The sequence below is a fragment of the Citrobacter sp. RHBSTW-00524 genome, from assembly GCF_013747755.1.
Classification (GTDB): domain Bacteria; phylum Pseudomonadota; class Gammaproteobacteria; order Enterobacterales; family Enterobacteriaceae; genus Citrobacter; species Citrobacter braakii.
Genome location: NZ_CP056422.1, coordinates 89618 through 112583, shown reverse-complemented (window position 1 = coordinate 112583; position 22966 = coordinate 89618). Strand labels below are relative to the sequence as shown.

The window sequence follows — 22966 nt, the reverse complement described above, 5'->3', positions numbered from 1 at the left end:
TCCAAGTGTCTCTTTTTATTCGACCGCTTTGGTGGCCTTTGCTGATTACAGTGGATAGTAGCACTCATCACAGCGGTTATCCTACCGCCTATAGTGGTTTTTCTACTCTCTACAGTGGTTGGTTTGCTCTTCATAGTGGCTGATCTTCTCTCTATAGTGGATATCGATCACCTCTAAGACCATGCGGCACAACGGTTTGCGGGGTCCGGGGATCTTTTTGGGTCTTTGTGGGTCTCTTGGGTTCTCTTTGGGATCTGAATTACTGGATCGGGCCTGTGTATAAAAATCAGGTAATTGCATAACCAGCCATCACTCCCCTTCTGGGGATAATGTGTGGTCGAAACAAACACGCCTGAACGCAAAACTTCCAACATCTCTATGAATATCAGCTACCTGACGTAGAAACACAGGCACTGAGTTATCCAGTTAAGACAATGTCTCCTACTCACTACAGTGGATGCCGACCACTCTCCAGAGAGGTTGTTTTGCTCTTCATAGCGGTTAATATGCTCTCTACAGAGGTTACTTTCCTCCCCATAGTGGATAGTAACCCCCTCTCAGGCCAGTAACCGCAACGGCTGGAGACGATCGGGGATCTCTTTTGATCTTCTGTAGGATCTCTCTGGGGATCTAATTATTGGATCGGTCCTGTGAATAATGGGGATAAGTAAAACAGGCATTTGCAAACATCGGTGCGCCTTGTCAGTTATCGTTGCCCCGGACAAAACTATTTGAATAAGAATTATGGATCTCAAACGCACGCGCTGGGTTCGCCGTCTTGAAGATGGCTCCTACACCATTGAATCGAACACTAGCCTGAACAAACAGAAGTTGCTCTGCGACCTGTGTGGCATTGCGTCGAAGTGCCCGATTAACGAAACCCGGCTCAAACTCCACGACGCCGGTGCGCACTTCCACCTGAACAGTTGCATACGTTACGTGCCACTGCTGGCATTTCGTAAACCGATCATCGGATTAGACGCTCCCTACTTCAACACACTGCGCTCTGGTGTAACATGGCGAGACCGGGTCGAACCTGGCAAGCTCGTTTGTCTGGTTGAGGCTGATACTGGAAATATCATCCGGTTCGGGAGAGTCGATAAGGTCTACTCCGGCCCGGTGGATGAGATGCTGCGGAAACATAGCCGGTTTAACCATCTTTGCATGGGTGGGGAGAAGATCGAGAAGGTTGGCGAAGTGATCCGCAAATCCTACGGACACTTCCTGAACGACGACAGCCTTCTCACGGCCATCTACATTCGCCATGTCGATCGGGAGTTCGATACGGAGTATCACAGCGCTGAAGAGTTGAATCTTGTCGACCCTCGCCCAAAAGCTGGGGTAATCGACATCAGCGTAGCGCGTCAGAAGCCCCCTGAGACGTTTTAAACGTAAACTCATGGTTTTACCGGGGCATAAAATATGGTGTCTTAGAAAGACACTGAGAGCTTTAGGGATTAATACATGAGTGAATTTTATTCAAGGGCAGCAACTGTGGCAGACATGCCATTTATCATGGGTGAGTTCGAAGACGGCGCACGCAAGGGTCACTTCTACGAAGAGATCCTCACATCAAAGGGGGGTAAAACCTTTGAGAAGCAGACCAGGCTAGCCATCAAGACGAACGAGCAGGGCCAATACTCCGGGCATTATATCTACATCCTGCTGCGCCGTTCTGATGACAAAAAAGCAGGGCTAATCTGGCTCTGTGCCGCACTCGATCCAACCGGTGCGCCACGACTTGAACTCCGTGCCGTCAGTATCGTCAAAGAGCTACGCGGGAAAGGCTATGGGTCAATGCTGGTGTCCGACATGATCGATTCAAACCCGATCCAGCCGATGATGGCGAAGTGCTATGTCAAATCCTCGCAAATGGCCGACATGCTAAAACGCAGAGGTTTTCTCCTTTTTGACACGTCCCCCAAAGGCACGCAGATGCTGTTTCGCGATCCGAAGTAATAAGCCCCCATACGGTTGAGATATTGTCACCACCATAAAAATAAGTAGGTATTTACTTATATATCTTGTCATAATCATGTGCCTGTAGATTTTCTTCTGTGCCGTGTTGTCTGGGTTGTTCGCCTCTCAAACACGCTTAACATCTGTATCAAAATAACCACAAAGGAAAAGACACATGACATTGCCATACGGGGTGATATCAGATCCCCATTATCATCGTTGGGATGCTTTTGCGACAACAAACGCTGACGGGCTGAACTCTCGACTGGAGATCCAACTGGACGCCACGAAAGAAGCTGCCAAAGCCATGAAAGCTGCGGGCTGCAAGCACATGCTGGTGGCTGGTGATACTTTCCATGTTCGTGGTGCTATATCGCCTTCCGTCCTGCATTTCGTGACCGAAACTTACGAGTGGATCATCAAAGAGTTGGGCCTCGAAGTGGTCATGCTGGCCGGCAACCACGACCTCGAAACCAACGATTCCGTATACAGCGCCAATGCAGCGGCCTCTCTGCGCTCAATCGGTGTGGAAATCGTCTGCGGCAAACGCTCTCACTCCATCAAAATGGGCGACGTTACCGTCCACCTGATTAGCTGGCGCAATAACCACGCAGAGCTTATCAGCGACCTCAAAACACTGCGTTCCGGGCTGGATGGCGACAACCACGATGTCGTTGTGCATACCTCGATCAACAAAGCGATCCCCACCATGCCTGATGTCGGCATCGACGCACAGGAACTGAAAGATATCGGCTTCCGTTTGTTGCTGTCCGGACACTACCACAACCACAAAGAAGTGCTGCCTGGAGTGGTTAGCATCGGGGCGCTGACGCACCAGAATTGGGGCGATGTTGGCTCTCTGGCTGGCTTCATGATCGTCAACCCTGACGGCACATTCACCCACCACGAAACCTCCGCACCCAAGTTCGTCAACCTTGAGGACGATGTGGAAGACGACCAAATTCGCGGTAACTACGTGCGCTTTCGTGCCGTTGTTGAGAGCGATGAAGAAGGCATCAAACTCCAGAACGTCCTGAAAACAATGGGCGCTAAGGGTGTCGTCTGCAACTTCATCCGCAAGGCATCGATGATGGAAGGCACTGCCAGTACTGCGGAGACCAGCAAAATAGACAGCCTGGGCGAGTCCGTCGCGGCGTACTGCAAGATCGTTCACGACACTGACGGCGGCTTCGACCTGAGCAAGCTGGACATGCTGTGTCAGGAGATCCTGACCGAAGCGGAGAGTGCGGAGGCAGTGTGAGTACGAGCCATTCTGGGAGCTTTCGGGACTTCATCTCCACGATGAAAAGACTTGAACGAGGCCAGACGGTGATGTTCCACAAGCCCTACCCACCTGACGGAAACCCTGTGGCGTTTTATCTGGGAAGACTGAGCAAACAAGGCGTACTGAAACGCAGATCTTTCCCAGCCCACACGGAGTTTCAACTGCGAAAAGGCCAGCATTTGAATCAAAAAGTTAGAGGCATTGTATGAAATTTCTAAAGCTCCAGGTTGAGAACTTCATGGCGTTAGCCAGCGCCGAAGTTGAGTTAGACCAACGCGGTCTGGTGCTCATTCAGGGTGTTAACAGTGGCGACTCCTCTGCTGCCAGCAATGGCGCGGGCAAATCGACTTTGATGAACAGCCTGATGTGGTGTCTGTATGGCGAAACTGCGCATGGCGTTAAAGGTGACGACGTGTTGTCTACAGGCCACGAGAAAAACTGTCGCGTGATGGTGACTGTTGAGGATGAAGGAAAGCGTTACGCCATCATTCGCCACCGCAAACACAAAGAGTTCAAGAACCGGCTGATCGTCCGTGGCGAAGACGGTGATATGACCAAAGGCAAAGACACACTGACGCAGGAGTTCGTTGAACGCCTGATTGGTGCATCGAAAGAGGTGTTCATGGCGTCCATCTACGCCAGTCAGGAAGCAATGCCAGATCTGCCGGGTATGTCCGACAAGAACCTCAAAACCATCGTTGAAGAAGCCGCTGGCGTCGACCGGTTAACGCGAGCCTATGCAATTGCTCGCGAGCGAGCCAACGCAGCTGCCGCACGTATGGATGTTACCAAATCCAAAATGGACGCCTGTCTCACGCTTATCGAGACCGCACAGTCAGAGATTGAGGCGGCCAAAGCGTCCTCTGATAGCTGGGAGCGCGATCGCGGCGAACGTCTGGACAAGGCTCGATTCGATTTGGCTGGCGCGGAGGTAACACTGTCTGAAGTCGTGATGGAAATTCGCTCGCTGCCGGAACAGATCCGGGATACGGAAAACGCGATTGCTGGCGAACGCAGCAAGCTGGCCTCCAAAGAAGAGCATGACGCCAAACTGCTGAAGGTGCGCGGTGCGATTACGGAGATCCGCTCAAGCATCCGCACTTCAGAAGCGGCACAGAACGAGTCCATGAACCGTGCTCGTTCGTTTAAAACCAAAGCAGAAGAGGTCAGCACAAAGGTCGGGGCGCCTTGTGTTACGTGCGGAAAGCCCTACTGCGAAGAAGATTTGTCCACCGTGAAGGAGAGTTTCATTGAACAAGCGCGTAATGAGATCGGCCAGGCGCAGGCATCAGCAGCGGCAGTGGCTCAACACAAAGCTCGTCTTGAGAAAGCGCTCGGCATCGAGTCTGCACTGGTCGCAGCCACACCCGACGTCTCAGAAATCATCGCCAGAATCGAACGCCTGACCAATGAGCTAAGTGCGCTGCGTCATCGAGAACGTGAAGTTGTGGCCGTCGAAGCGATGGTGGCGCGGGCGCGTACTGACGTGAATCGCATCATGGCAGAGGTAAACCCATTTCTGGCTGTCATTAAGCGCCATGAAGACAACCTGGCTGCCAATAAATCTAATCATGCAGTACTTAAAAAAGAGTTAAAAAGCATTCAGGAACAGGCTCTGTTGCTGGAGAAAGCTCGCCAGGTTTACTCCCCAGCTGGCGTGCGTTCACACATCCTGACTTCTGTTACGCCTTTCCTGAACATCAGGACTGCGGAGTATCTCAACACGCTGTCGGACGGCAATATCGTTGCCGAATGGTCGACAATGGAGACAACAAAGAAAGGCGAGTATCGCGACAAATTCAATATCAGCGTAACCAAAACAGGCTCCAGCAAATCCTTCCAGACGTTGTCTGGTGGCGAGAAGCGTAAGGTACGCATTGCGTGCTCTCTTGCTTTGCAGGATCTGGTTGCCAGTCGCGCCAGTAAGAATATCGAGCTGTTTATCGGGGATGAAATTGACGACGCGCTCGACACTGCCGGTCTGGAGCGTCTCATGGGGATTCTGGAAGCCAAAGCGCGTGAACGCGGCACAGTGATGATCATTTCCCACAAAGAGATGAAATCGTGGTTCCGGGAAACCATCACAGTCGAAGTCAAAGAGGGTCGCAGCTATGTCGTTTAACTTGAGCCGAACGCAGTTTTTGCAGATGTTTGCCGTGATGCAGTCTATAAAGCTGATAAACCACCATACGGCAAAAGCAGCTGCGCCTGCACTTTTGTGGAAAAACGAAAACATCAATGACGACCAGTTCTCGGTATTAACCAGTCTGTTGTCATCGACTCCGTTGATGCCGAGTTTGTCTATGCTGCCGTCAGGAAGCACTGCGCCGATCCTTATTAATCCATTTACGGAAGGTGGATATCTCCCACATTCTGGGCCGGGATTCGTTGTGATTCCTGAAACCGGAACGCTGAACATCCAAGAAAATGCGCTCTTCAATGCGATGGAGACGCACATCAGCACCGCATTCACTAATCTGATTCGACACGCTAACGCACGCGCAGATCACGTTGCAATGCCGGGTGCTGCCTTCGCCAGCTTCTCTGTTGACTATGATCGGCACGCGCCAATCTCAAAGCGGGCGAAACTTTGCTTTTACGAGGAGGGATGTGAAGTAGCGGTTATTGAAGTTCTTCTCCCCCATGTATTCAGCGCGAATGAAACGGCTGCACGCCATCTGATCGACATCATGCGACATTTCATCGGCCAGAGCATGATTGATGCAGATATTGCGGCAGGCGTTCTAACCAACGATAGCATTCATGTTGTTAGCGACATTCCGAAGCCGCCAACTCGCGAGCCGGAGAAGACACTTGAACAGAAACTAATGGAATGCCCAACCTGGGCTACGTGGTAAGGAGACCAAAAATGAGTAAAACCATTCGTGTGGTCGGCGTCGACCCTTCAATGAGCAACTTTGGCCTGGCGATTGGCACGCTGGATCTGGAAACGGATAAGCTGGACATTCATGGCCTGACATTGGTGGAAACCAAAGCTGGTGGCAACAAGAAGACGGTTCGCGTAAACAGCGACGATCTGCGCCGCGCTAACGAAATCTGGCGTACCGCCAAGCCCATAATCGAGCAGGCTCATATGGTGTTTTGCGAGTTGCCGGTTGGTAGCCAGTCCAGTCGCGCACAAACCTCATACGGCATCTGCATTGGCGTACTGGCGTGCGTGGATAAGCCACTGATACAGGTCACGCCAAACGAGATTAAGCACTATGTTGGGAATAAGCTGACCACGTCGAAGGAAGAGATCATTCAGTGGGCTACGCAGAAGCAGCCAAACGCCCCGTGGTTGCGCCGGAAGCAATCTGGTAAGGAAGTGCTGGTGAATAAAAACGAGCACCTTGCGGACGCTGTCGCGTCGATTTACACAGGTATGCAAACTGATCAATTCCGTCAGGTTCGCGATGTTCTTGCGGGAATTTTATAAGTCGGTAATTGATAGGTAAGTGCTTATCTATTAACATGAGGCCACTATATTTAGTGGCCTTTTTTATTGGGTGATACATGATAAGCATCGTAAAACGTAACGGTTCCACAGAGCCGTTGTCAGAGGAAAAATACAACCGCGTTGTGATGTGGGGAGTCGAAAACATTCGCAACGTTAGCGCGTCTGCTGTCGCTATGGGCGCCGCTGCCAGCATTTTCGACGGAATGACCACCTGCCAGCTGCATGAAGCGCTGGTGAAGTCCGCTGCCGATCTGATCTCTCCGGAAACCCCGAACTACTCGCAGGTTGCCGCGCGACTGAGCCTGTTCAAGATCCGCAAGGACGCCTTCGGGCAGTATGACTACCCGAATTTCTACAATCACATCGTCAGCAACGTCAGCCGTGGCGTTTACGATGAAGACCTTCTCAAGTACTACTCTCAGGAAGAAATTGCCGAGCTGGGCGTGTACATCAAGCCTAAGCGCGACGAATACTTCGGCTATGCCGCAACCGTGCAGCTGGCGAGCAAGTATCTCGTTCAAAACCGTGTAACTGGCGCTATCTACGAAGGGCCACAGCAACTCTACATGCTGGTCGGCATGTGCCTGTTCCAGAATTGGGAAGATGGCTACGCCGGTAAGACGCGTCTGGAGATGGTTAAAGGCTTCTACGATGTGACCAGTACATTCAAGCTGTCTCTGCCAACGCCAATTATGGCCGGCGTGCGCACCCCTACTCGCCAGTTCTCCAGCTGCGTGCTGATTGAAGCTGCTGATAGTCTGAAAGGGATTAGCGCTGCGTCTTCCGCAATCATTGACTACGTGTCACGTCGCGCGGGCATTGGTATTGGCTTTGGGCGTCTGCGTGCGCTGGGAAGTGAGATCCGCAATGGCGAGGCCACCCACACAGGTGTTATTCCATTCCTAAAGCACTTCCAGACGGCGGTGAAATCCTGCTCTCAGGGCGGTGTTCGCGGCGGCGCTGCTACAGCGTTCTATCCGATCTGGCATCTGGAAGTTGAAAGTCTGCTGGTGCTGAAAAACAACCGTGGCATTGAAGAGAACCGCGTTCGTCATCTCGACTATGGCGTGATGATTAACCGTCTGATGTATCGCCGCCTGGTGCGCAACGAAAACATTACGCTGTTCAGCCCACACGATGTGCCGGGACTGTACGACGCGTTCTTTGTTGATCAGGACAAGTTCGAAGAGCTGTACCTGAAGTACGAGGCCGACGAGAGCATCCGTAAGAAATCTATCCCGGCCGTCGACCTGTTCTCTACGCTGATGCAGGAGCGTGCCTCCACTGGTCGTGTTTACATTGCCAACGTCGACCACATGAACGATCACGGCGCATTCGTTCCGGAAATTGCACCGGTACACCAGTCCAATCTCTGCATGGAGATCACGCTACCGACCAAGCCACTGGCGTTCACTGACGATCCGAACGGGGAAATCGCGCTTTGCACCCTGTCTGCGTTCAACCTGGGCGCGATCCGCACGCTGGACTCACTGAAAGACGTGGCGTTTTACGCTGTGGCGGCACTGGACTCTCTGCTCGACTATCAGGACTACCCGATGGCTGCTGCAGAAATCCCGGCTAAAGCTCGTCGTAGTCTGGGTATTGGCGTGACCAACTTTGCCTACTATCTGGCGAAGAACGGCTTTAACTACTCTGACGCTGCGGGCAACCAGTTGGTACATGAGACCTTCGAAGCCATTCAGTACTACCTGCTCGATGCGAGCTGCCGACTGGCCGAAGCGAAAGGTGCATGTGACTGGTTCTCCCACACCAAATATGCACAGGGCCAGCTGCCAGTCGACCACTATCGCAAAACGCTGGATACCAACCCGGAGACCTCTTTCGAGCTGAAAATGCCGTGGGAAGAACTGCGTGGCCGTATCCGTGAGCATGGTCTGCGTAACTCCACTCTGACCGCTCAAATGCCGTGTGAGACGTCCAGCCAGATCACCAACTCCACCAATGGTATTGAGCCGCCCCGCGGCCCGGTGTCCGTGAAGTCTTCCAAAGACGGCATCGTGAAGATGGTCGTTCCGGACTTCGCGCAACTGAAAGACCAGTACGAGTACCTGTGGGATATGCCTGATAACCGCGGCTATCTGACTAAGGTGGCCATCATTCAGAAGTTCTTCGATCAGGCCATCTCTGCGAACACCAACTACGACCCGACTCGCTTCCCTGGCGACAAGGTTCCAATGATGAAGCTGCTGGAGGATCTGCTGTTTGCGTATCAGCAAGGTGTGAAGACGCTTTATTACCACAACACGCGTGATGGCGCAGGTAAGCGTGATGACGACGATCAGGTGTCAGAACCTTCCGCTGCGGAGGTTGTTGAGCCAGAAGATGAGTGCGATGGCGCGTGCAAAATCTGATGAGCGTGGGGAGAAATCCCCACCTTTTCATTGAGTTGAGCACCTTATTTAAACCAATAAGATAACAATTTGTTTAAAGCCACTCGATAACATTCAGAGGGAAACACATGACTTATTCTACTTTCCGTTTGGGCGCTAACGACGCAACGAAGGAACCTATGTTCCTCGGCCAGTCTGTCAACGTAGCACGCTACGATCAGCAAAAGTACCGTGACTTCGAAAAGCTGATTGAGAAACAACTCTCGTTCTTCTGGCGCCCTGAAGAAGTCGACATTACCACTGACCGCATCGACTTCAATACCAAGCTGCAAGAGCACGAACGCCATATTTTTCTGAGCAACCTGCGTTACCAGACGCTGTTGGATTCCGTTCAGGGTCGCAGTCCAAACGCAACACTACTGCCGCTGATCTCCATTCCTGAGCTGGAGACATGGGTTGAGACCTGGTCGTTCTCTGAGACGATTCACAGCCGCAGCTATACCCACATTATCCGCGGTATGGTGGATGACCCGAGCATCGTTTTCGACGGCATCGTCACGGACGAAGAGATCATCAGCCGGGCTGTAAGCATCTCAAGCGAATATGACAGACTGTACGAAATGACCTGCGCTCGCCAGCATCTTGGCGAAGACGAATTTGAACGGCTGTATGTCAGCGAGTTTGATGGCAAGCCCTACCCTCTCCAGCGCCAGCTGTTCCGCACACTGGTGTCAGTGAATGCACTGGAGGCGATTCGCTTCTACGTGAGCTTTGCATGTACGTTCGCCTTTGGTGAGCGGAAGCTGCTGGAGGGCAACACGAAGATCATGCGCTTCATCGCGCGCGACGAGGCTCTGCATTGCGAAGGTACTGAACGCATGATCCGCTTTATGCGTACCGGTCGTGAAGGTCTGATGTGGAAGATGATTGCCGCAGAAGAAGAGAGCTTCATCTATCAGACCATGATGGACGTGGCCGGGCAGGAAATGCGCTGGGCTGACTATCTGTTTAAAGACGGCGCAATGATTGGCTTGAATGCCGACATCCTCAAAAGCTATGTGAAATACCGCACCAACCTGGCAATGCGTCGTCTTGGGCTGCGACCGCTGTTCCCGGAAATCAAAGACGATCCACTGGTATGGATGAACAAATGGCTGCTGTCAGACACCCTGCAGATCGCTCCGCAGGAAGCTGAACAAAGCAACTACCTCGTTGGCCAGATTGACTCCGCTGTCGATCGCTCCGGCCTGAGCCAGTTCGCAGACCTTTAAGCCGAGTTTAACCACTTTGTGGCCTGGCGCTGCTGGGTCACAATTGACGTATCAAATGAAGTCCAAAGGAAAGAAAGAAGACATGAAATTTACGAAACTGACCGATCATCTGAAACTTGCCGCAGACAAACTCGTGGGATTTAAGCCAGAGCCTTACGAGTTGAATCCTGGTTTTGGCAAGGCAACGGAAAGCATCTACCTGATGGTTGACCAGTTCCACACACTGTTTCAGCACCCACGCCGTGCCATTCCAGATCCGGCATTACTGCGTCTGCGTGCCAAGCTGATCCACGAAGAAGCTGTTACCGAGGGCATCCCGGCAGCCAAAAATGGGGATATGACGGCACTGCTGGACGCGATGGCTGACTTCCTTTACGTGGGCGTCGGCACAATGGTGGCCATCAAAGGCGGAATCTCTACGGGCATGAGCTACTACACCCAAGAGCAGAGTGTTGATCGCTTCATCCACACCATCATGGTTCCGGGCAACACGGTCTTTGACGATATGGCCATCCCGTTTGAAGAAGCAAAAGAAGCTGCATTAATGCTGAATGCGCTGGCTGACAAACTAGAAGCGAAGCCGATAAGCGATTCCGAATTGGTGCAGGAGCTGCGCCGCGTGATGAACAAAATCTACGTTGCCTGCATGATGACCTACCGCCTGGCTGATTTTCTCGGTATCGATATTGTTGAGCTGGTGGCAGAAATCCATCGCTCCAACATGACCAAGCTGTGGCCGGCTGACGCCGAAGAGCGTCGTGTGGCGGTAGAGAATTGCAAATACGACAAGGAAGACCTGGGCTTCCGCCATGCTGAAGGGACTGACATGATGATTGGCTTCAGAATTTCTGATGGCAAGATCCTCAAATCCCCGACCTACAGCGATGTGGATCTGACTCGCTTTGTTGAGAAGGCGAAATCATCATCTCTTTACGAGATGGTAAAAAAATAATTGTAAGTATCTACTTATCATTATATATTGCCTTGGCGTGTTTTATTGTCCAAGTTCTTAATTGCTCATTGCAATGGTGGCCTAAGAGCCACCATTTTTTTTACTCCCCTCCTAGCCTTACACACTTCTGACAGATAAACTTGTATAAAATAATGTGTATGTACTTACTTATCTTGTGTGAGGTTGATTTTGTCTATCCTACTGAATCGAGACTTTACGAACGGTCAGTTTGCCAGTGGTTCGTATGCCAAAGTGGTTGAAACGGTGCTCAACACTGGCGTTCACGCTGGTGATCGCACCGGAACCGGCACAAAAAGCGTTTCATATGTCCCTTCCTACTACATGCTGACGGGCGGCTCTGTTCCACTTATCTCCGGAAAAGCCGTCAATCTGAAGCCGTTACTGGTTGAGCTGGAGTGGTATCTCAAAGGAACGGGCAACATCCAGTTCCTGAAAGACAATGGCGTCAAAATCTGGGATGCCTGGGCTGATGAAAATGGCGATTTAGGCCCGGTCTATGGCAAGCAATGGCGTCGGTGGGAAGACACCCGCATCGTGAGCCATAGCGAGTATTTGAGCAAAATCGACACGTTCCGTGAGCGCGGGTACAAGGTCGAGGGGTATCTGGGCGTAAGCGAAGATCGCGTTGTGTTGTCCCGTGAAATCGACCAGCTACAGCGTATCGTTCACACGCTTCGCACCAACCCGACAGATCGTCGCATCCTGCTGAATGCCTGGAATGTTGGCGAACTGGAAGATATGAAGCTGCCGCCATGCCATTTCGTGTTTTCACTGTGGAGTCGCGAGCTGGACTTTGAGACCCGACTGACGATGGCCACCGATATTGGCATTCAGCACAACCGCCACGGCCACGAGTCCATTTACACCCAGATGCTGTGTCTTCTGGAAAGAGATGGCGGCATTACTGAGAACATGCTGGACGAGCTGGGCATCCCGAAACGCATTCTGAACTCATGCCTGGTGCAGCGCAGCGTCGATACCTTTGTTGGTATGCCGTTCAACATCGCCGGTTACGGCATTCTCACCCACTTCCTCGCGAAGATCACCGGCCACATGGCTGGCGCATTCGTGCATTTTGGCTTTGACGTTCATCTCTACGACAACCACATGGAAGGCGTTGAGGAACTGATGAAGCGCGAGCCGCCCAAAGAGTCCGACCCGGTTGTCATCTTCCCGCATGAATGGGCCGAACTGGACGACTTCAAATGGGAAGGTGTGCAGGTGTGCGGCTACAGCCCTCTTCCGTGGATCAAGGTTCCAGTGGCGGTGTGATATGGCCAGAGGGATGTATGTGTTGTGTGAAATTGAAGGTGTGCTGGCGAGAGCCAGCCATCGCAAAGCAGTGCCTGATGCGGATGCAGGCGCTCTCATTGCCGGTGATGAACTCATCTTTCCCACCAGCCGCATGTTGCGTGGTTTTGCTCGCTCCGGTGCTGAAGTGGTGCTTATCAGTAGTCGTCCGGAAGCGCTCGAAGGCCCAACCAAACGCTGGCTGAAGGACTTCGGCATTGATTATGACTGGCTCCACCTGGTTCCGCGCGGTGTCAGTTTTGAAACCCATATCAAGCGCACGCTGGCAGAGCACAAAGGCGACTTACTTATCGCCGCACTGGTTCACGATCCGCGTCTGCGTTCTGCGCTGGCAGATTCTCACCAGCGACCAACCATCTATGAGGTAAGCCAATGAAGATGATTGCAGCTGTCGGCCGCAACTATGAAATCGGCATTGGCAACGAACTTCCCTGGCGTTGCCCGACCGATCTGAAACTGTTCAAACAACTCACCAAAAACGCCACTGTCGTGATGGGACGTAAGACGATGGAAAGTCTTAAACGCCCGCTGCCAGAGCGCCATAACCTCGTTTTGACGCGCTCTCGTGGCTATATCCCCAATGGGTTCTACCCCGCTGGCATCGATGACGTTTTGAGACTACCAGATCCGGTCTGGGTGATTGGTGGCGGGCAGATTTACTCGCTCTTTATGCCACACGTAGAAGAGATCTGGCTGTCGCATATTGGCGTGGATGTGCCGGGCGCGGATGCGTTCTTCCCGGCGCCAATGATGCGTTCTTTAGGGTTCGTACCAGTCGAAACGGCTTATACCCAACGTGCAAATGAGGATGAGTCTGGCTTTTTGCAGATCGTATACAGAAGGTCGTAATGGATTACCGGATTGGAATCACTGGCGCACAGGGCAGTGGAAAAACAACCCTGGCAAGGTACATCGATGCGCATTATGGCATTCCGTATGTGGATGCCGGCGTTGGCAAGCTGATGAGCAGTCTGGGGGTGAAGGTTGGCGAGCGTTTGCCCCTTTACGAACGTCTTCAGGTTCAGATGGAGATTGCCAGACACATCGAGATGATCACCCGCGGCGTTGAAGGTTTTGTTATCGACCGCACGCCAGCCGATGTCATGGCTTATACGCTTGACCTGGTCGGCCAGACCAACGAAGACCGCTGCATCGAGCTGGCTCTCGACATTGAGCAGTTTTGCCACAAAGCGGCCATTTCCAACTTCAATGCTATCGCGGGTCTTCGCCCGGGCGTTGAGCTTTCCAGCAAAGATCTCGCGCGTCCCCAGCGAGGATCGCTTGACCGTCTCTATGTTGCTCGCATCGATGCACTTATGTGCGGTGAGCTGACGAAAATCAACACGCTTCCCCAAACCGGCGATCTGCAGGTGTTCGTTATTTCTGAAAAGTGCCGCACGGTTGAAGCGCGAGCCAGATCGGTATTGCGAGTGCTGGACAGAGCCGCTGAAAACATCGAGCGCCGTATAACAGGACGAGTGACCTTCCACTGAATGTTGCTCCCCTGTTGGGCAGTGTGACAATAAGACACGCGAAATGAATCGAGGAAAAACAGAATGATAGACGAACTTCCCCTCTCGGATGAATTAGATCGTAAAGCGATTGAAGCACTGATCCGCATTGCTGACGAACAATCCCGCTCTTTGATGAGTGAACGTGAAGCACGTCTGGCTATCCGCGCAGTGTTTGAGTCCGTTCAAGGGCTTGTTGGGGAAGAGGTTGGCGAAGCCATCAATGTGGCGATGTCGCAGTTCAATGGCGGCACCAAGCGCCCTCTGTTTCCTATGCACCTCAAACTCTCAGGCGGTACGGTTCTGTACGTGTCCGTTTGCCTGGAGACCAACCAAATCCAGATCCTCAACACATCAACGGGCGAATGGCGCGAGCCGGTCGTCTGCGAAAGTGGCGAGGACGCACTGAAAAAGGCTGCTCAGTTTGTGCGTGGCGCACTGCTGAAAGGCGCGAAGAAGCTGTAAGGAGTACGAATGACCACGATTGTCGGTGGCGTCGATATTGAGTCCACAGGGCTGGACTTCACATCCGGCCACAAAATTATCGAAATCGCGATAACCCGTTATGAACTGGAAACCCAGAAGCACATCGACAGCCTTGAGATGCGCTTCAACCCGCGTCGAAGCATAGATCCGAAGGCGCAGGCAGTGCATGGCATTTCACTGGAAGATCTGGCGACGGAACCGCTACTGGCTGACCACGCAGGCAAGATTGCTGCGTACATGGGCGCATGTAGCGCGTTAGTCGCCCATAACGGAGAGGCTTTTGACCTTCCGTTCATTCGCCACGAGTTCGGTAGCTATGGGGTGAAATTGCCAGATATCCCTCTGGTTGACTCCATGCTGGATGGCTTGTGGGCTACCGAGGATGGGAAGCGCCCACGCCTGGAAGAGCTGGCGTTCTCACTTGGGTTCACTTACGACCGTGAGAAGGCCCACAGCGCTCTCTACGATACTGACCTGATGATGCAGTGTTTCTTCAAAGCCCGAGAGAAATACGGCTTCTTCAAACTCCCATTCGAAAGCGCCTGATGGCGCTTTTTCTTTGCCTTCAGTTCTTCTAACTGCCTGTAATTATGACTTTTCCGCCTGATAGGTTTTGCCAAAATACGCTCAACCAAAACGCGGAAACGCACCAACGAAAACATAAGGAGTTAAAAATGAGCGCAGTTACAAACACTGTTAAAAACGATGACCTGGACGAACTGACTGCAATGCTGCAATCTCTCGACGAACCAGTTCAGAAAGCTGCGAAAATGAGCGGGGTCGACGAGATAGACGATCTTCTCTCTGGTCTGGATGATGCAATCGCAAAACCAGTCGAGGCGGTGGCGGATGAAGTCATGAATGCCAGCTCTACCGGCGATCTGAGTAGCGTTCTGGAAGAACTTGAGATTGAGCACGAATCGGTGAAGGTCGAGGAACCAGAGCGTGACCTTGTTGCGGAGATAGTGAACGAGACAGCGCCTGAACTTGACGCTCGAAGTACTGAGACTACCGGTACAGATCCAACCCCTTTACCTTCAGTGGCGTCAGAGCCTAAACCTGAAGAAGAGCAGCCAAAACGCCAGAAGGCAAAATCAGAGCGTACACCGGCCAAACCTCGCTTCACGCTGGAAGGTAAGGACGAATCGTTCTATGCGACAGCCGGTCTGGAAAGTGAGAGCTTTACTGCCGCATTCGAAGGGGCGCCAGTCAAAGCGAAAGACAAGATCTTAAACCTTTTGAACTGGTTTAGTGGTGGGCCGGAAATCAGCGTCTACACGGTAATCGCAATGCGCCATATCCTTGACGCGAACACGGCGACCAGCAATAGCATTAAACTGGCGCTAATGAGCAACCCGGAAAAACCATATCCGCTCAACACCGCTTCGACTCAGGCTGGCCAGATGATGGCTGTGTTTCCAGCTACTGGCATTGCCACCAGGGAAGGTGGAAATCTAACCCTTAATAAAGAGTCGCCGATCGTCAAAAAATTCATAGCGGAGTATTCCATTGGATGATGTTCCCCTACCCGATCTAAAGCCCCCTGAGAGCTTTAGGACGCTGGGTAAGCTAATCGCATACCCAGCATCGATAAAACGCGCCAGAGAGCTTCCCGTTTGCGGATCTGGCGCGTTCTTCTTTGTTTGCTATCCGTTGGATTAAATGAAAAGATAGGTAAGTGTTTACCTATCAGAACAAAGTAATGATCGCAGCCGAAAAAATCAAAAAGCGAGAGCGTGATGCCTCTCTTCGCGACCTTTGGCGCACACCGCAGTGGTTGTTTGTCGCCATCCAACGTTACATAGGCGTAAAGTTCGATGTGGACGTCGCCTGCAACAAAGATAATGCCCTCCTGCCGAACTTTATCGGTGTTGAGCGTGATGCGCTCAAGTGCAGCTGGGGAGAACCTGGCACTGTGGCGTTCCTTAACCCGCCCTACTCCAAAATCACCCCCTGGATAGACGCAGCCATTCGCGAGCAGGCGCGTGGAGTGACGACAGTCATGTTGATACCACAATCCCTCGATACGCAGTGGTACGAGCGTGCGGCTGAATGCGCCAACGAAACCGTCATCTTGTCTGGCGGCCGCGTGGCGTTCGTTGAGCCGGATGTTGAACTTGGGCTGGTGGAGGTGAACATCAACCCTGGTGGTAGCATGTTGCTTATCTTCCGTGGCTACTGTCAGGAAGCTGGGCACACCATCAGCAAGATACCGCTGGCGGTGATGAAAAAGCTGGGTGGTTATGATCCTGCCAATGTTGTCAGGAAGAAGAGACCACGTAAAAAGGCAGCGTAAACACCAGTCTGGGAGTTAGTTTGAGAACCTGCTTCCGTATATATAAATAACTAAGTACTAATTATTAATATATACAGACGCAGGCTTTTTAAGACGTGATTTCCAAACAACTCCCAGACCGTTTTACACCTCCAGAACCCACTGGAACCCCTCTCCAGACGCTCTAGAATCGATTTTATGAACCACAGTAAGGAAAACTATCATGGTATACCCGACGAACGTCGTAGCGCTCGTTGAGAGCGATTTTCTGACCAAAGTACGCGACATGATGAAAGATCGCGATAAGGCTTTCAGTCTCTACGAATGGTCGCTCAAGTGCCTTCACTCAGGTGAGCACAAAGAGCTGGTCGAGCAGCTGTTAGGGGAACTCATCAATGAGGTGTTTGCCCTGAACGTCCAGCTTCATGGTCGAGAAAATAATCAATCGAAATAATCGGTAAGTACTTACCATTTAAAACGCAGATCGCCAGTGATAAAATCTACCCGCTTTCCGGATTGATTCCGGCAGCTCGACCTGATGGGTGGGGGATAGCGTCACTGGCGTCAGGTTTAAAAAAGCTCACTACCAGCGTAGAACCAGCACCGTTTAGGGGTTGGGGAAGGGGGAACCAAAGTGGGCAGAGAGAAGGGTCACTTTATGATTGTCGAGTCTGGAGTGTTTCGAGAGGTTGAATCCAGTACTCCCCTTCATAAAGTGTGGGAAGATCTCGGTTCTGGGGTGCTGTCATCCATAACTTCCCAAGCCTAAGCTGGCAGTAGACTTAGGTCATAACTTTTCAGGTTATGTAACGACCAGGTTGGTGAGGGAATTTTGTACTCACCTCCCTGGGAGAGTATTACCTGAAAAGACAACCTCTCACTTCGTTCGAGGTGAACTTCACTCACTTCGTTCGTTCAGTTCAGGTTTTATTAAAACCTGTTCTGGGAAGTAAGTTTTTCTTTTCTAGAAAAAATTTTAATATTTACGCACACGCGTGAGGGGAAAAATCGCCCATCGTAATGTCTTCAATGTGCCAAAAGCAGAAGCTGGTAATTCGTGTCTAATATACTTCACTTAACGTATATCCCAGCTCTGGTACAGAATATGCAAATTAAATACCCAAGAAGTGGCAGGCTGATTAACAAAGAACTCCTTCGATTATAGGATGATTTGTATCGGCACTCATCACACCATGTGCTCGATTCACGCCGCATAGTCAGTTGAATTTTGCTACTCTGTAAGAGGTGGTAAGCATTATCCAATACGGATTTAAATCAATGGAATAAATGATTATGAGTGAAAATGAAACAATCCCAAAGAAGTGTCACAGCCAGATTAACAAAGCTGTATTCTTTACATCTGCTTTGTTAATTTTTCTTCTTGTCGCTTTTGCCGCTGCATTCCCGGATGTTGCTGACAAAAATTTCAAACTACTTCAGCAACAAATCTTCACGAATGCAAGCTGGTTCTACATCCTTGCTGTGGCCCTGATTTTATTGAGTGTCACGTTTCTGGGACTCTCACGCTACGGTGATATCAAGCTGGGTCCGGACCATGCGCAACCTGATTTCAGCTATCACTCCTGGTTTGCGATGCTTTTTTCGGCAGGGATGGGGATCGGCCTGATGTTCTTTGGCGTTGCTGAACCGGTGATGCATTATCTCTCACCTCCCGTTGGCGCCCCAGAGACTGTTGCGGCAGCGAAGGAAGCAATGCGGCTGACCTTCTTCCACTGGGGTCTGCATGCCTGGGCAATCTATGCCATTGTAGCGCTGATTCTGGCCTTTTTCAGTTACCGCCACGGTCTACCTTTAACGCTGCGTTCTGCACTCTATCCCATTATTGGCGATCGCATATACGGACCTATAGGCCATGCGGTTGATATTTTTGCCGTTATAGGTACGGTCTTTGGCGTTGCAACATCGCTGGGTTACGGTGTTTTGCAGGTGAATGCCGGTTTGAACCACCTATTCGGGGTGCCCATTAATGAAACGGTGCAGGTCATTCTGATCGTGGCCATCACGGGGTTAGCGACGATTTCTGTGGTGACCGGCCTAGACAAGGGAATACGTATCCTGTCTGAGCTCAATTTGGGCCTCGCGTTGTTGCTCCTGGCGCTGGTCCTGTGTCTGGGGCCAACTGTGCTTCTGCTGAAGTCATTTGTGGAAAATACCGGCGGTTATCTTTCGGAACTGGTGAGTAAAACGTTCAATCTTTACGCATATGAACCTAAGTCGAGCAACTGGCTGGGGGGCTGGACATTACTGTACTGGGGATGGTGGCTTTCATGGTCGCCATTTGTGGGGATGTTTATCGCACGGGTCTCACGCGGCCGAACCATTCGCGAATTTGTCACCGGCGTGCTGTTTGTTCCGGCCGGCTTTACGCTCATGTGGATGACGGTGTTTGGTAACAGCGCAATCTATCTCATTATGAACCAGGGGGCGACCGATCTCGCCAATACCGTCCAACAGGATGTCTCGCTGGCCTTGTTCAATTTCCTGGAGCATTTCCCGTTCTCCTCCGTGCTGTCATTTATTGCAATGGCTATGGTCATCGTCTTCTTTGTCACATCTGCTGACTCGGGGGCAATGGTTGTAGATACTCTGGCATCAGGTGGGGTGGCAAACACACCCGTCTGGCAGCGAATCTTCTGGGCATCGCTCATGGGAGTTGTTGCAATTGCGCTTCTCCTTGCGGGAGGGCTGAGCGCGCTGCAAACGGTGACAATAGCAAGTGCATTACCCTTCTCCGTGATCTTGCTGATATCCATATACGGGCTGTTAAAAGCCCTGCGTCGAGATTTGACTAAGCGTGAAAGCCTGAGCATGGCGACTATTGCTCCTACGGCTGCACGTAACCCAATTCCCTGGCAGAGAAGGTTACGCAATATCGCGTATCTGCCGAAACGATCTCTTGTGAAACGTTTTATGGACGACATTATCCAGCCTGCCATGACGCTGGTTCAGGAAGAACTGAACAAGCAGGGGACGATAAGCCACATTAGTGACGCAGCCGACGATCGTATTCGTCTTGAAGTGGATTTGGGCAACGAGCTGAATTTTATATATGAAGTGAGGCTTCGCGGGTATAGCTCACCCACCTTCGCGCTCGCCGCAATGGATAATGATGAGCAGCAGACTGACCAACATCGATATTATCGCGCTGAGGTTTATCTCAAAGAAGGCGGTCAAAATTATGATGTGATGGGCTGGAATCAGGAACAGTTGATTAATGACATACTGGACCAGTACGAAAAACACCTGCACTTCCTGCACCTGGTTCGTTGATAGCAAAATGCCGTCCTAGGGGGCGGCAATTATTTATCCCGACCGCAATACGAGGGAATGCAGAATGATTTCACGCTGGCAATGGATTCTGAAGCAAACATTTAAGAAACTCTGGTTCAGAGCTACGTTATTCGCAATTGTCGCGATAATAACGGCTCTTTTATCTATTCTTTTTAAATCAATGATTCCTGAGTCGGTTTCAGTGAAGGTTGGTGCGGAAGCAGTTGATAACATTCTGAACATACTGGCATCGAGTATGCTGGCAGTGACCACATTTTCGCTGAGTATCATGGTCACAGCCTACGGTTCAGCCACTACTAATGTTACTCCCAGAGCAACGCGTTTAGTTGTGGAAGACGTAACCACACAAAATGTACTGGCCACCTTCATTGGTTCCTTTCTCTTCAGTCTGGTAGGAATTATTGCCCTCAATATGGGAGCCTACGGAGAAAGGGGAAGAGTCATTTTATTCATTGTCACACTCGTTGTCATTGCCCTCATCCTCATCACATTGCTTCGTTGGATACAGCATTTGACCTCTCTGGGGAGGGTCGGTGAGACAACAGCAAAAGTAGAACAGGCGGCCATCGAAACATTTATTGCGAGAGCCAGAAATCCCTGTCTCGGCGGATATCCATGGCTTGAGAGCTATGAACAGCCGAAAGGAACGGTTGCAGTTTATCCGAAGAAGATTGGCTATGTTGAATATATTGATATGGAGAAACTCAGCAAGCTGCTGGCCAATGATCCTCGTCATGTATACCTTGTGGCGCAACCAGGCAGTTTCATTCATCCGTCCATGCCAGCTTTGTACCTGAGTCAGGGCCAGGAGTCATCAATCTGCGCCGATTTACTTGAGACGATCATTGTCTCGGATGTGCGTTCATTTGCTCAGGATCCCCGATTTTGTCTTAGCGTCATGGCCGAAATAGCCTGCAGAGCCCTTTCACCCGCAGTGAACGATCCTGGAACCGCAATCGATGTCATTGGCAGAGGTGTTCGTATACTTTCTGCTTACGCGCAGAATAAGTCTCATGAAATTGAAGTGACCTATCCTTCAGTACACGTTGCGCCACTTCAGAACAACGATCTCCTGGAAGACTTTTTCTCACCTGTCGCACGCGATGGTGCCAGTATGAGAGAGATTCAGATAAGAGTGCTCAAAGGGCTATCTATGCTGAGTACGGGTTGGCCTGAGATGTTTGCTGATGCCGCGCACACTCTGGCAATTGAAACATTAGAGCATGCAAATCGCGCTGACCATATAGACTCCGATAGAGAATTCATAAAATCAATTTATTTTGATTTGTTTTTTGATGAAAACGCTAATAAGCAATCATAGTTGTGGAGCAAGCGATTTGGTTGCTAGCGAGACAAGAACAAAGCGTCTGCATGAGAATGGGCGTCTGCTTTGTATTAGAAGAGAACATACTGAGTCTTCATCACTTTTGCAGCAGGCTTTATCTCTACGTAAGACATCGCCTACAATCAAATATTTCGGTTTAATACCAGGAGAACACTAAATGTAGAAATTATGTCTACTCAGTTCGGAACAGACTACTGTTTTTTTATTCCGTAGCTGAGACCATCATATTTCCTCCAGCAAAGGAGATAAAAATGGAAAAATTATTTACCCCGTTTCAGACCGGTGATACTGACCTGGTAAACCGCGTCGTTATGGCCCCCATGACCCGCTCACGGGCAATGACTAGTGATACCGCTGATGAACTGACCGCAAAATATTATCAGCTGCGTGAATCCGTATGGGGCAAACCGGAGGTCGTCCGTGACGGGCTCAGGGATCTGGTTCGCCGCACGGGCGCAGATGAAATTATGGTGAACTCATGGCAAGGCACTCGTCTTTGCCGCTCTTCAGAAATAATGCTGAGTATTCTACCGGAAAGGCAAAAGGATCATTTACCAAAGATAATGACGAGAAAGTCATTGACGAAGCGGGGAAGGGGTTAAGTGTAAGCGTCGTCTGAGTACCGTCTGGTCCCGAATCCAGGATCCTGTAACTTAAGCACCCACTTATTTTGCAGGTGGACACCTCATGCGCGCTAAAGAAAGACTTCCCCGGAAACACTATTCCCCTGAATTCAAAATGGAACTGGTCAGGCTGGCTCTTGAAGAAGAAGGCAGTATTGCCGCACTGGCCCGGAAACATGACGTCAATGATAACCTGCTCTTTAAATGGATAAGGCTCTGGCAGCGTGAAGGGCGGGTCTGTCGGCCCCGAAAAAACTCATCGTCGCTTCCTGCCCTGATACCCGTGCAGCTTCAGGCGGGCTCTTCTCTCCCAACCTTCGAACTACCATCCTGCTCTCCTCCCGCTACCTGCCACATAAAATGTCGGGGAGGAGAAATAACACTGACTCATCCCTCTGCTGAACTCATGAGCACTGTCCTGCGCGAACTGATGCGGGGGCCGGTATGATAAATCTTCCCGCAGGCACAAAAATCTGGCTGGTTGCCGGTATCACCGATATGCGCAACGGCTTCAATGGCCTCGCCGCAAAGGTGCAGACCGCGCTGAAAGATGACCCGATGTCCGGCCACGTCTTCATCTTCCGGGGACGCAGCGGCAGTCAGGTAAAACTGCTCTGGTCCACCGGCGATGGTCTGTGCCTGCTGACAAAGCGACTGGAACGTGGTCGCTTCGCCTGGCCCTCAGCCCGCGATGGCAAAGTGTTCCTGACGCCGGCGCAACTGGCGATGCTGATGGAAGGTATCGACTGGCGACAGCCAAAGCGGTTACTGACATCCCTGACCATGTTGTAGCGCTCTTTATCC

The 22966-nt window shown here is 51.3% G+C and carries 22 protein-coding genes and 1 pseudogene; all 23 read left to right on the top strand.

Translation table 11 applies throughout. The features are described from left to right. Window positions 1-744: 744 nt before the first annotated feature. The 23 genes and pseudogenes from HV229_RS25780 to tnpB all read left to right on the top strand — a co-directional run bounded on the left by HV229_RS25780 (window position 745) and on the right by tnpB (window position 22954). Window positions 745-1389, top strand: coding sequence for a hypothetical protein (locus HV229_RS25780; protein WP_022649908.1), 645 nt, complete (start codon window positions 745-747; stop codon window positions 1387-1389). Window positions 1390-1464: 75 nt separating this feature from the next. Then, window positions 1465-1959 carry a hypothetical protein gene (locus tag HV229_RS25775; RefSeq protein ID WP_058671982.1) on the top strand — a complete coding sequence of 165 codons (495 nt, stop codon included), beginning with the start codon at window positions 1465-1467 and terminating at the stop codon, window positions 1957-1959. 175 nt (window positions 1960-2134) lie between these two features. Next, entirely contained in the window at window positions 2135-3220 is a 1086-nt protein-coding gene (locus HV229_RS25770; RefSeq protein ID WP_058671983.1) for a metallophosphoesterase, read from the top strand. Next, complete coding sequence (locus HV229_RS26420) at window positions 3175-3453, top strand: hypothetical protein (protein ID WP_230202116.1); 279 nt, start codon at window positions 3175-3177, stop codon at window positions 3451-3453. Before HV229_RS25770 ends, HV229_RS26420 begins: the two co-directional genes overlap by 46 nt. Beyond that, complete coding sequence (locus tag HV229_RS25765; RefSeq protein ID WP_058671984.1) at window positions 3450-5366, top strand: AAA family ATPase; 1917 nt, start codon at window positions 3450-3452, stop codon at window positions 5364-5366. The genes HV229_RS26420 and HV229_RS25765 overlap by 4 nt, the downstream gene beginning before the upstream one ends. After that, window positions 5356-6102, top strand: a complete 747-nt coding sequence (locus HV229_RS25760; RefSeq protein WP_006812552.1) for a hypothetical protein — start codon at window positions 5356-5358, stop codon at window positions 6100-6102. Before HV229_RS25765 ends, HV229_RS25760 begins: the two co-directional genes overlap by 11 nt. A gap of 11 nt (window positions 6103-6113) precedes the next feature. Continuing rightward, window positions 6114-6683 (top strand): hypothetical protein, encoded by a 570-nt coding sequence (locus tag HV229_RS25755; protein WP_002214145.1) that lies wholly within the window; start codon window positions 6114-6116, stop codon window positions 6681-6683. 77 nt (window positions 6684-6760) lie between these two features. After that, window positions 6761-9076, top strand: coding sequence for a class 1a ribonucleoside-diphosphate reductase subunit alpha (gene nrdA / locus HV229_RS25750; RefSeq protein WP_058671985.1), 2316 nt, complete (start codon window positions 6761-6763; stop codon window positions 9074-9076). 107 nt (window positions 9077-9183) lie between these two features. Then, window positions 9184-10326, top strand: coding sequence for a class Ia ribonucleoside-diphosphate reductase subunit beta (gene nrdB / locus HV229_RS25745; RefSeq protein WP_058671986.1), 1143 nt, complete (start codon window positions 9184-9186; stop codon window positions 10324-10326). An 82-nt stretch (window positions 10327-10408) separates the two neighbouring features. Then, entirely contained in the window at window positions 10409-11278 is an 870-nt protein-coding gene (locus tag HV229_RS25740) for a phosphoribosyl-ATP pyrophosphohydrolase family protein (protein ID WP_047722242.1), read from the top strand. Between the two features lie 189 nt (window positions 11279-11467). After that, entirely contained in the window at window positions 11468-12571 is a 1104-nt protein-coding gene (locus HV229_RS25735) for a thymidylate synthase (protein WP_022649915.1), read from the top strand. Window positions 12572-12590: 19 nt separating this feature from the next. Further along, window positions 12591-12986, top strand: a complete 396-nt coding sequence (locus tag HV229_RS25730; RefSeq protein WP_160956520.1) for a hypothetical protein — start codon at window positions 12591-12593, stop codon at window positions 12984-12986. Next, on the top strand, window positions 12983-13459 hold the full coding sequence (locus HV229_RS25725; RefSeq protein ID WP_048665155.1) for a dihydrofolate reductase: 477 nt from the start codon (window positions 12983-12985) through the stop codon (window positions 13457-13459). Before HV229_RS25730 ends, HV229_RS25725 begins: the two co-directional genes overlap by 4 nt. Beyond that, a complete protein-coding gene (locus HV229_RS25720) occupies window positions 13459-14103 on the top strand; it encodes an AAA family ATPase (RefSeq protein ID WP_000386471.1) in 645 nt (214 codons plus the stop codon). Before HV229_RS25725 ends, HV229_RS25720 begins: the two co-directional genes overlap by 1 nt. Window positions 14104-14166: 63 nt before the next feature. Next, window positions 14167-14586: a hypothetical protein gene (locus HV229_RS25715; protein WP_004109992.1), complete on the top strand. Its 420-nt coding sequence runs from the start codon at window positions 14167-14169 to the stop codon at window positions 14584-14586. Window positions 14587-14595: 9 nt separating this feature from the next. Continuing rightward, window positions 14596-15153: a 3'-5' exonuclease gene (locus tag HV229_RS25710; protein ID WP_000208226.1), complete on the top strand. Its 558-nt coding sequence runs from the start codon at window positions 14596-14598 to the stop codon at window positions 15151-15153. A 128-nt stretch (window positions 15154-15281) separates the two neighbouring features. After that, on the top strand, window positions 15282-16124 hold the full coding sequence (locus HV229_RS25705; protein WP_049002214.1) for a hypothetical protein: 843 nt from the start codon (window positions 15282-15284) through the stop codon (window positions 16122-16124). Between the two features lie 185 nt (window positions 16125-16309). Further along, on the top strand, window positions 16310-16903 hold the full coding sequence (locus tag HV229_RS25700) for a phage N-6-adenine-methyltransferase (protein ID WP_004109976.1): 594 nt from the start codon (window positions 16310-16312) through the stop codon (window positions 16901-16903). 202 nt (window positions 16904-17105) lie between these two features. After that, window positions 17106-17336 carry a hypothetical protein gene (locus HV229_RS25695; protein ID WP_058671987.1) on the top strand — a complete coding sequence of 77 codons (231 nt, stop codon included), beginning with the start codon at window positions 17106-17108 and terminating at the stop codon, window positions 17334-17336. 839 nt (window positions 17337-18175) lie between these two features. After that, window positions 18176-20173, top strand: a complete 1998-nt coding sequence (gene betT / locus HV229_RS25690; RefSeq protein ID WP_032939120.1) for a choline BCCT transporter BetT — start codon at window positions 18176-18178, stop codon at window positions 20171-20173. 64 nt (window positions 20174-20237) lie between these two features. After that, window positions 20238-21515: a DUF2254 domain-containing protein gene (locus HV229_RS25685; protein ID WP_003036928.1), complete on the top strand. Its 1278-nt coding sequence runs from the start codon at window positions 20238-20240 to the stop codon at window positions 21513-21515. A gap of 275 nt (window positions 21516-21790) precedes the next feature. Then, window positions 21791-21934: pseudogene (locus HV229_RS26535) on the top strand (morphinone reductase); the annotation flags it as partial. 672 nt (window positions 21935-22606) lie between these two features. Beyond that, window positions 22607-22954 (top strand): IS66 family insertion sequence element accessory protein TnpB, encoded by a 348-nt coding sequence (gene tnpB / locus HV229_RS25670; protein WP_000609174.1) that lies wholly within the window; start codon window positions 22607-22609, stop codon window positions 22952-22954. Window positions 22955-22966: the final 12 nt, after the last annotated feature.

Excerpts from the sequence above, each read along its gene's own strand:
- betT (WP_032939120.1), top strand. The coding sequence starts at position 18,176 with ATGAGTGAAAATGAAACAATCCCAAAGAAGTGTCACAGCCAGATTAAC.
- HV229_RS25775 (WP_058671982.1), top strand. The coding sequence starts at position 1,465 with ATGAGTGAATTTTATTCAAGGGCAGCAACTGTGGCAGACATGCCATTT.
- HV229_RS25740 (WP_047722242.1), top strand. The coding sequence starts at position 10,409 with ATGAAATTTACGAAACTGACCGATCATCTGAAACTTGCCGCAGACAAA.
- HV229_RS25780 (WP_022649908.1), top strand. The coding sequence starts at position 745 with ATGGATCTCAAACGCACGCGCTGGGTTCGCCGTCTTGAAGATGGCTCC.
- tnpB (WP_000609174.1), top strand. The coding sequence starts at position 22,607 with ATGATAAATCTTCCCGCAGGCACAAAAATCTGGCTGGTTGCCGGTATC.
- HV229_RS25755 (WP_002214145.1), top strand. The coding sequence starts at position 6,114 with ATGAGTAAAACCATTCGTGTGGTCGGCGTCGACCCTTCAATGAGCAAC.
- HV229_RS25685 (WP_003036928.1), top strand. The coding sequence starts at position 20,238 with ATGATTTCACGCTGGCAATGGATTCTGAAGCAAACATTTAAGAAACTC.
- HV229_RS25705 (WP_049002214.1), top strand. The coding sequence starts at position 15,282 with ATGAGCGCAGTTACAAACACTGTTAAAAACGATGACCTGGACGAACTG.
- HV229_RS25720 (WP_000386471.1), top strand. The coding sequence starts at position 13,459 with ATGGATTACCGGATTGGAATCACTGGCGCACAGGGCAGTGGAAAAACA.
- HV229_RS25770 (WP_058671983.1), top strand. The coding sequence starts at position 2,135 with ATGACATTGCCATACGGGGTGATATCAGATCCCCATTATCATCGTTGG.
- HV229_RS25700 (WP_004109976.1), top strand. The coding sequence starts at position 16,310 with ATGATCGCAGCCGAAAAAATCAAAAAGCGAGAGCGTGATGCCTCTCTT.
- HV229_RS25760 (WP_006812552.1), top strand. The coding sequence starts at position 5,356 with ATGTCGTTTAACTTGAGCCGAACGCAGTTTTTGCAGATGTTTGCCGTG.
- HV229_RS25695 (WP_058671987.1), top strand. The coding sequence starts at position 17,106 with ATGGTATACCCGACGAACGTCGTAGCGCTCGTTGAGAGCGATTTTCTG.
- HV229_RS25765 (WP_058671984.1), top strand. The coding sequence starts at position 3,450 with ATGAAATTTCTAAAGCTCCAGGTTGAGAACTTCATGGCGTTAGCCAGC.
- HV229_RS25725 (WP_048665155.1), top strand. The coding sequence starts at position 12,983 with ATGAAGATGATTGCAGCTGTCGGCCGCAACTATGAAATCGGCATTGGC.
- HV229_RS25710 (WP_000208226.1), top strand. The coding sequence starts at position 14,596 with ATGACCACGATTGTCGGTGGCGTCGATATTGAGTCCACAGGGCTGGAC.
- HV229_RS25715 (WP_004109992.1), top strand. The coding sequence starts at position 14,167 with ATGATAGACGAACTTCCCCTCTCGGATGAATTAGATCGTAAAGCGATT.
- nrdA (WP_058671985.1), top strand. The coding sequence starts at position 6,761 with ATGATAAGCATCGTAAAACGTAACGGTTCCACAGAGCCGTTGTCAGAG.
- nrdB (WP_058671986.1), top strand. The coding sequence starts at position 9,184 with ATGACTTATTCTACTTTCCGTTTGGGCGCTAACGACGCAACGAAGGAA.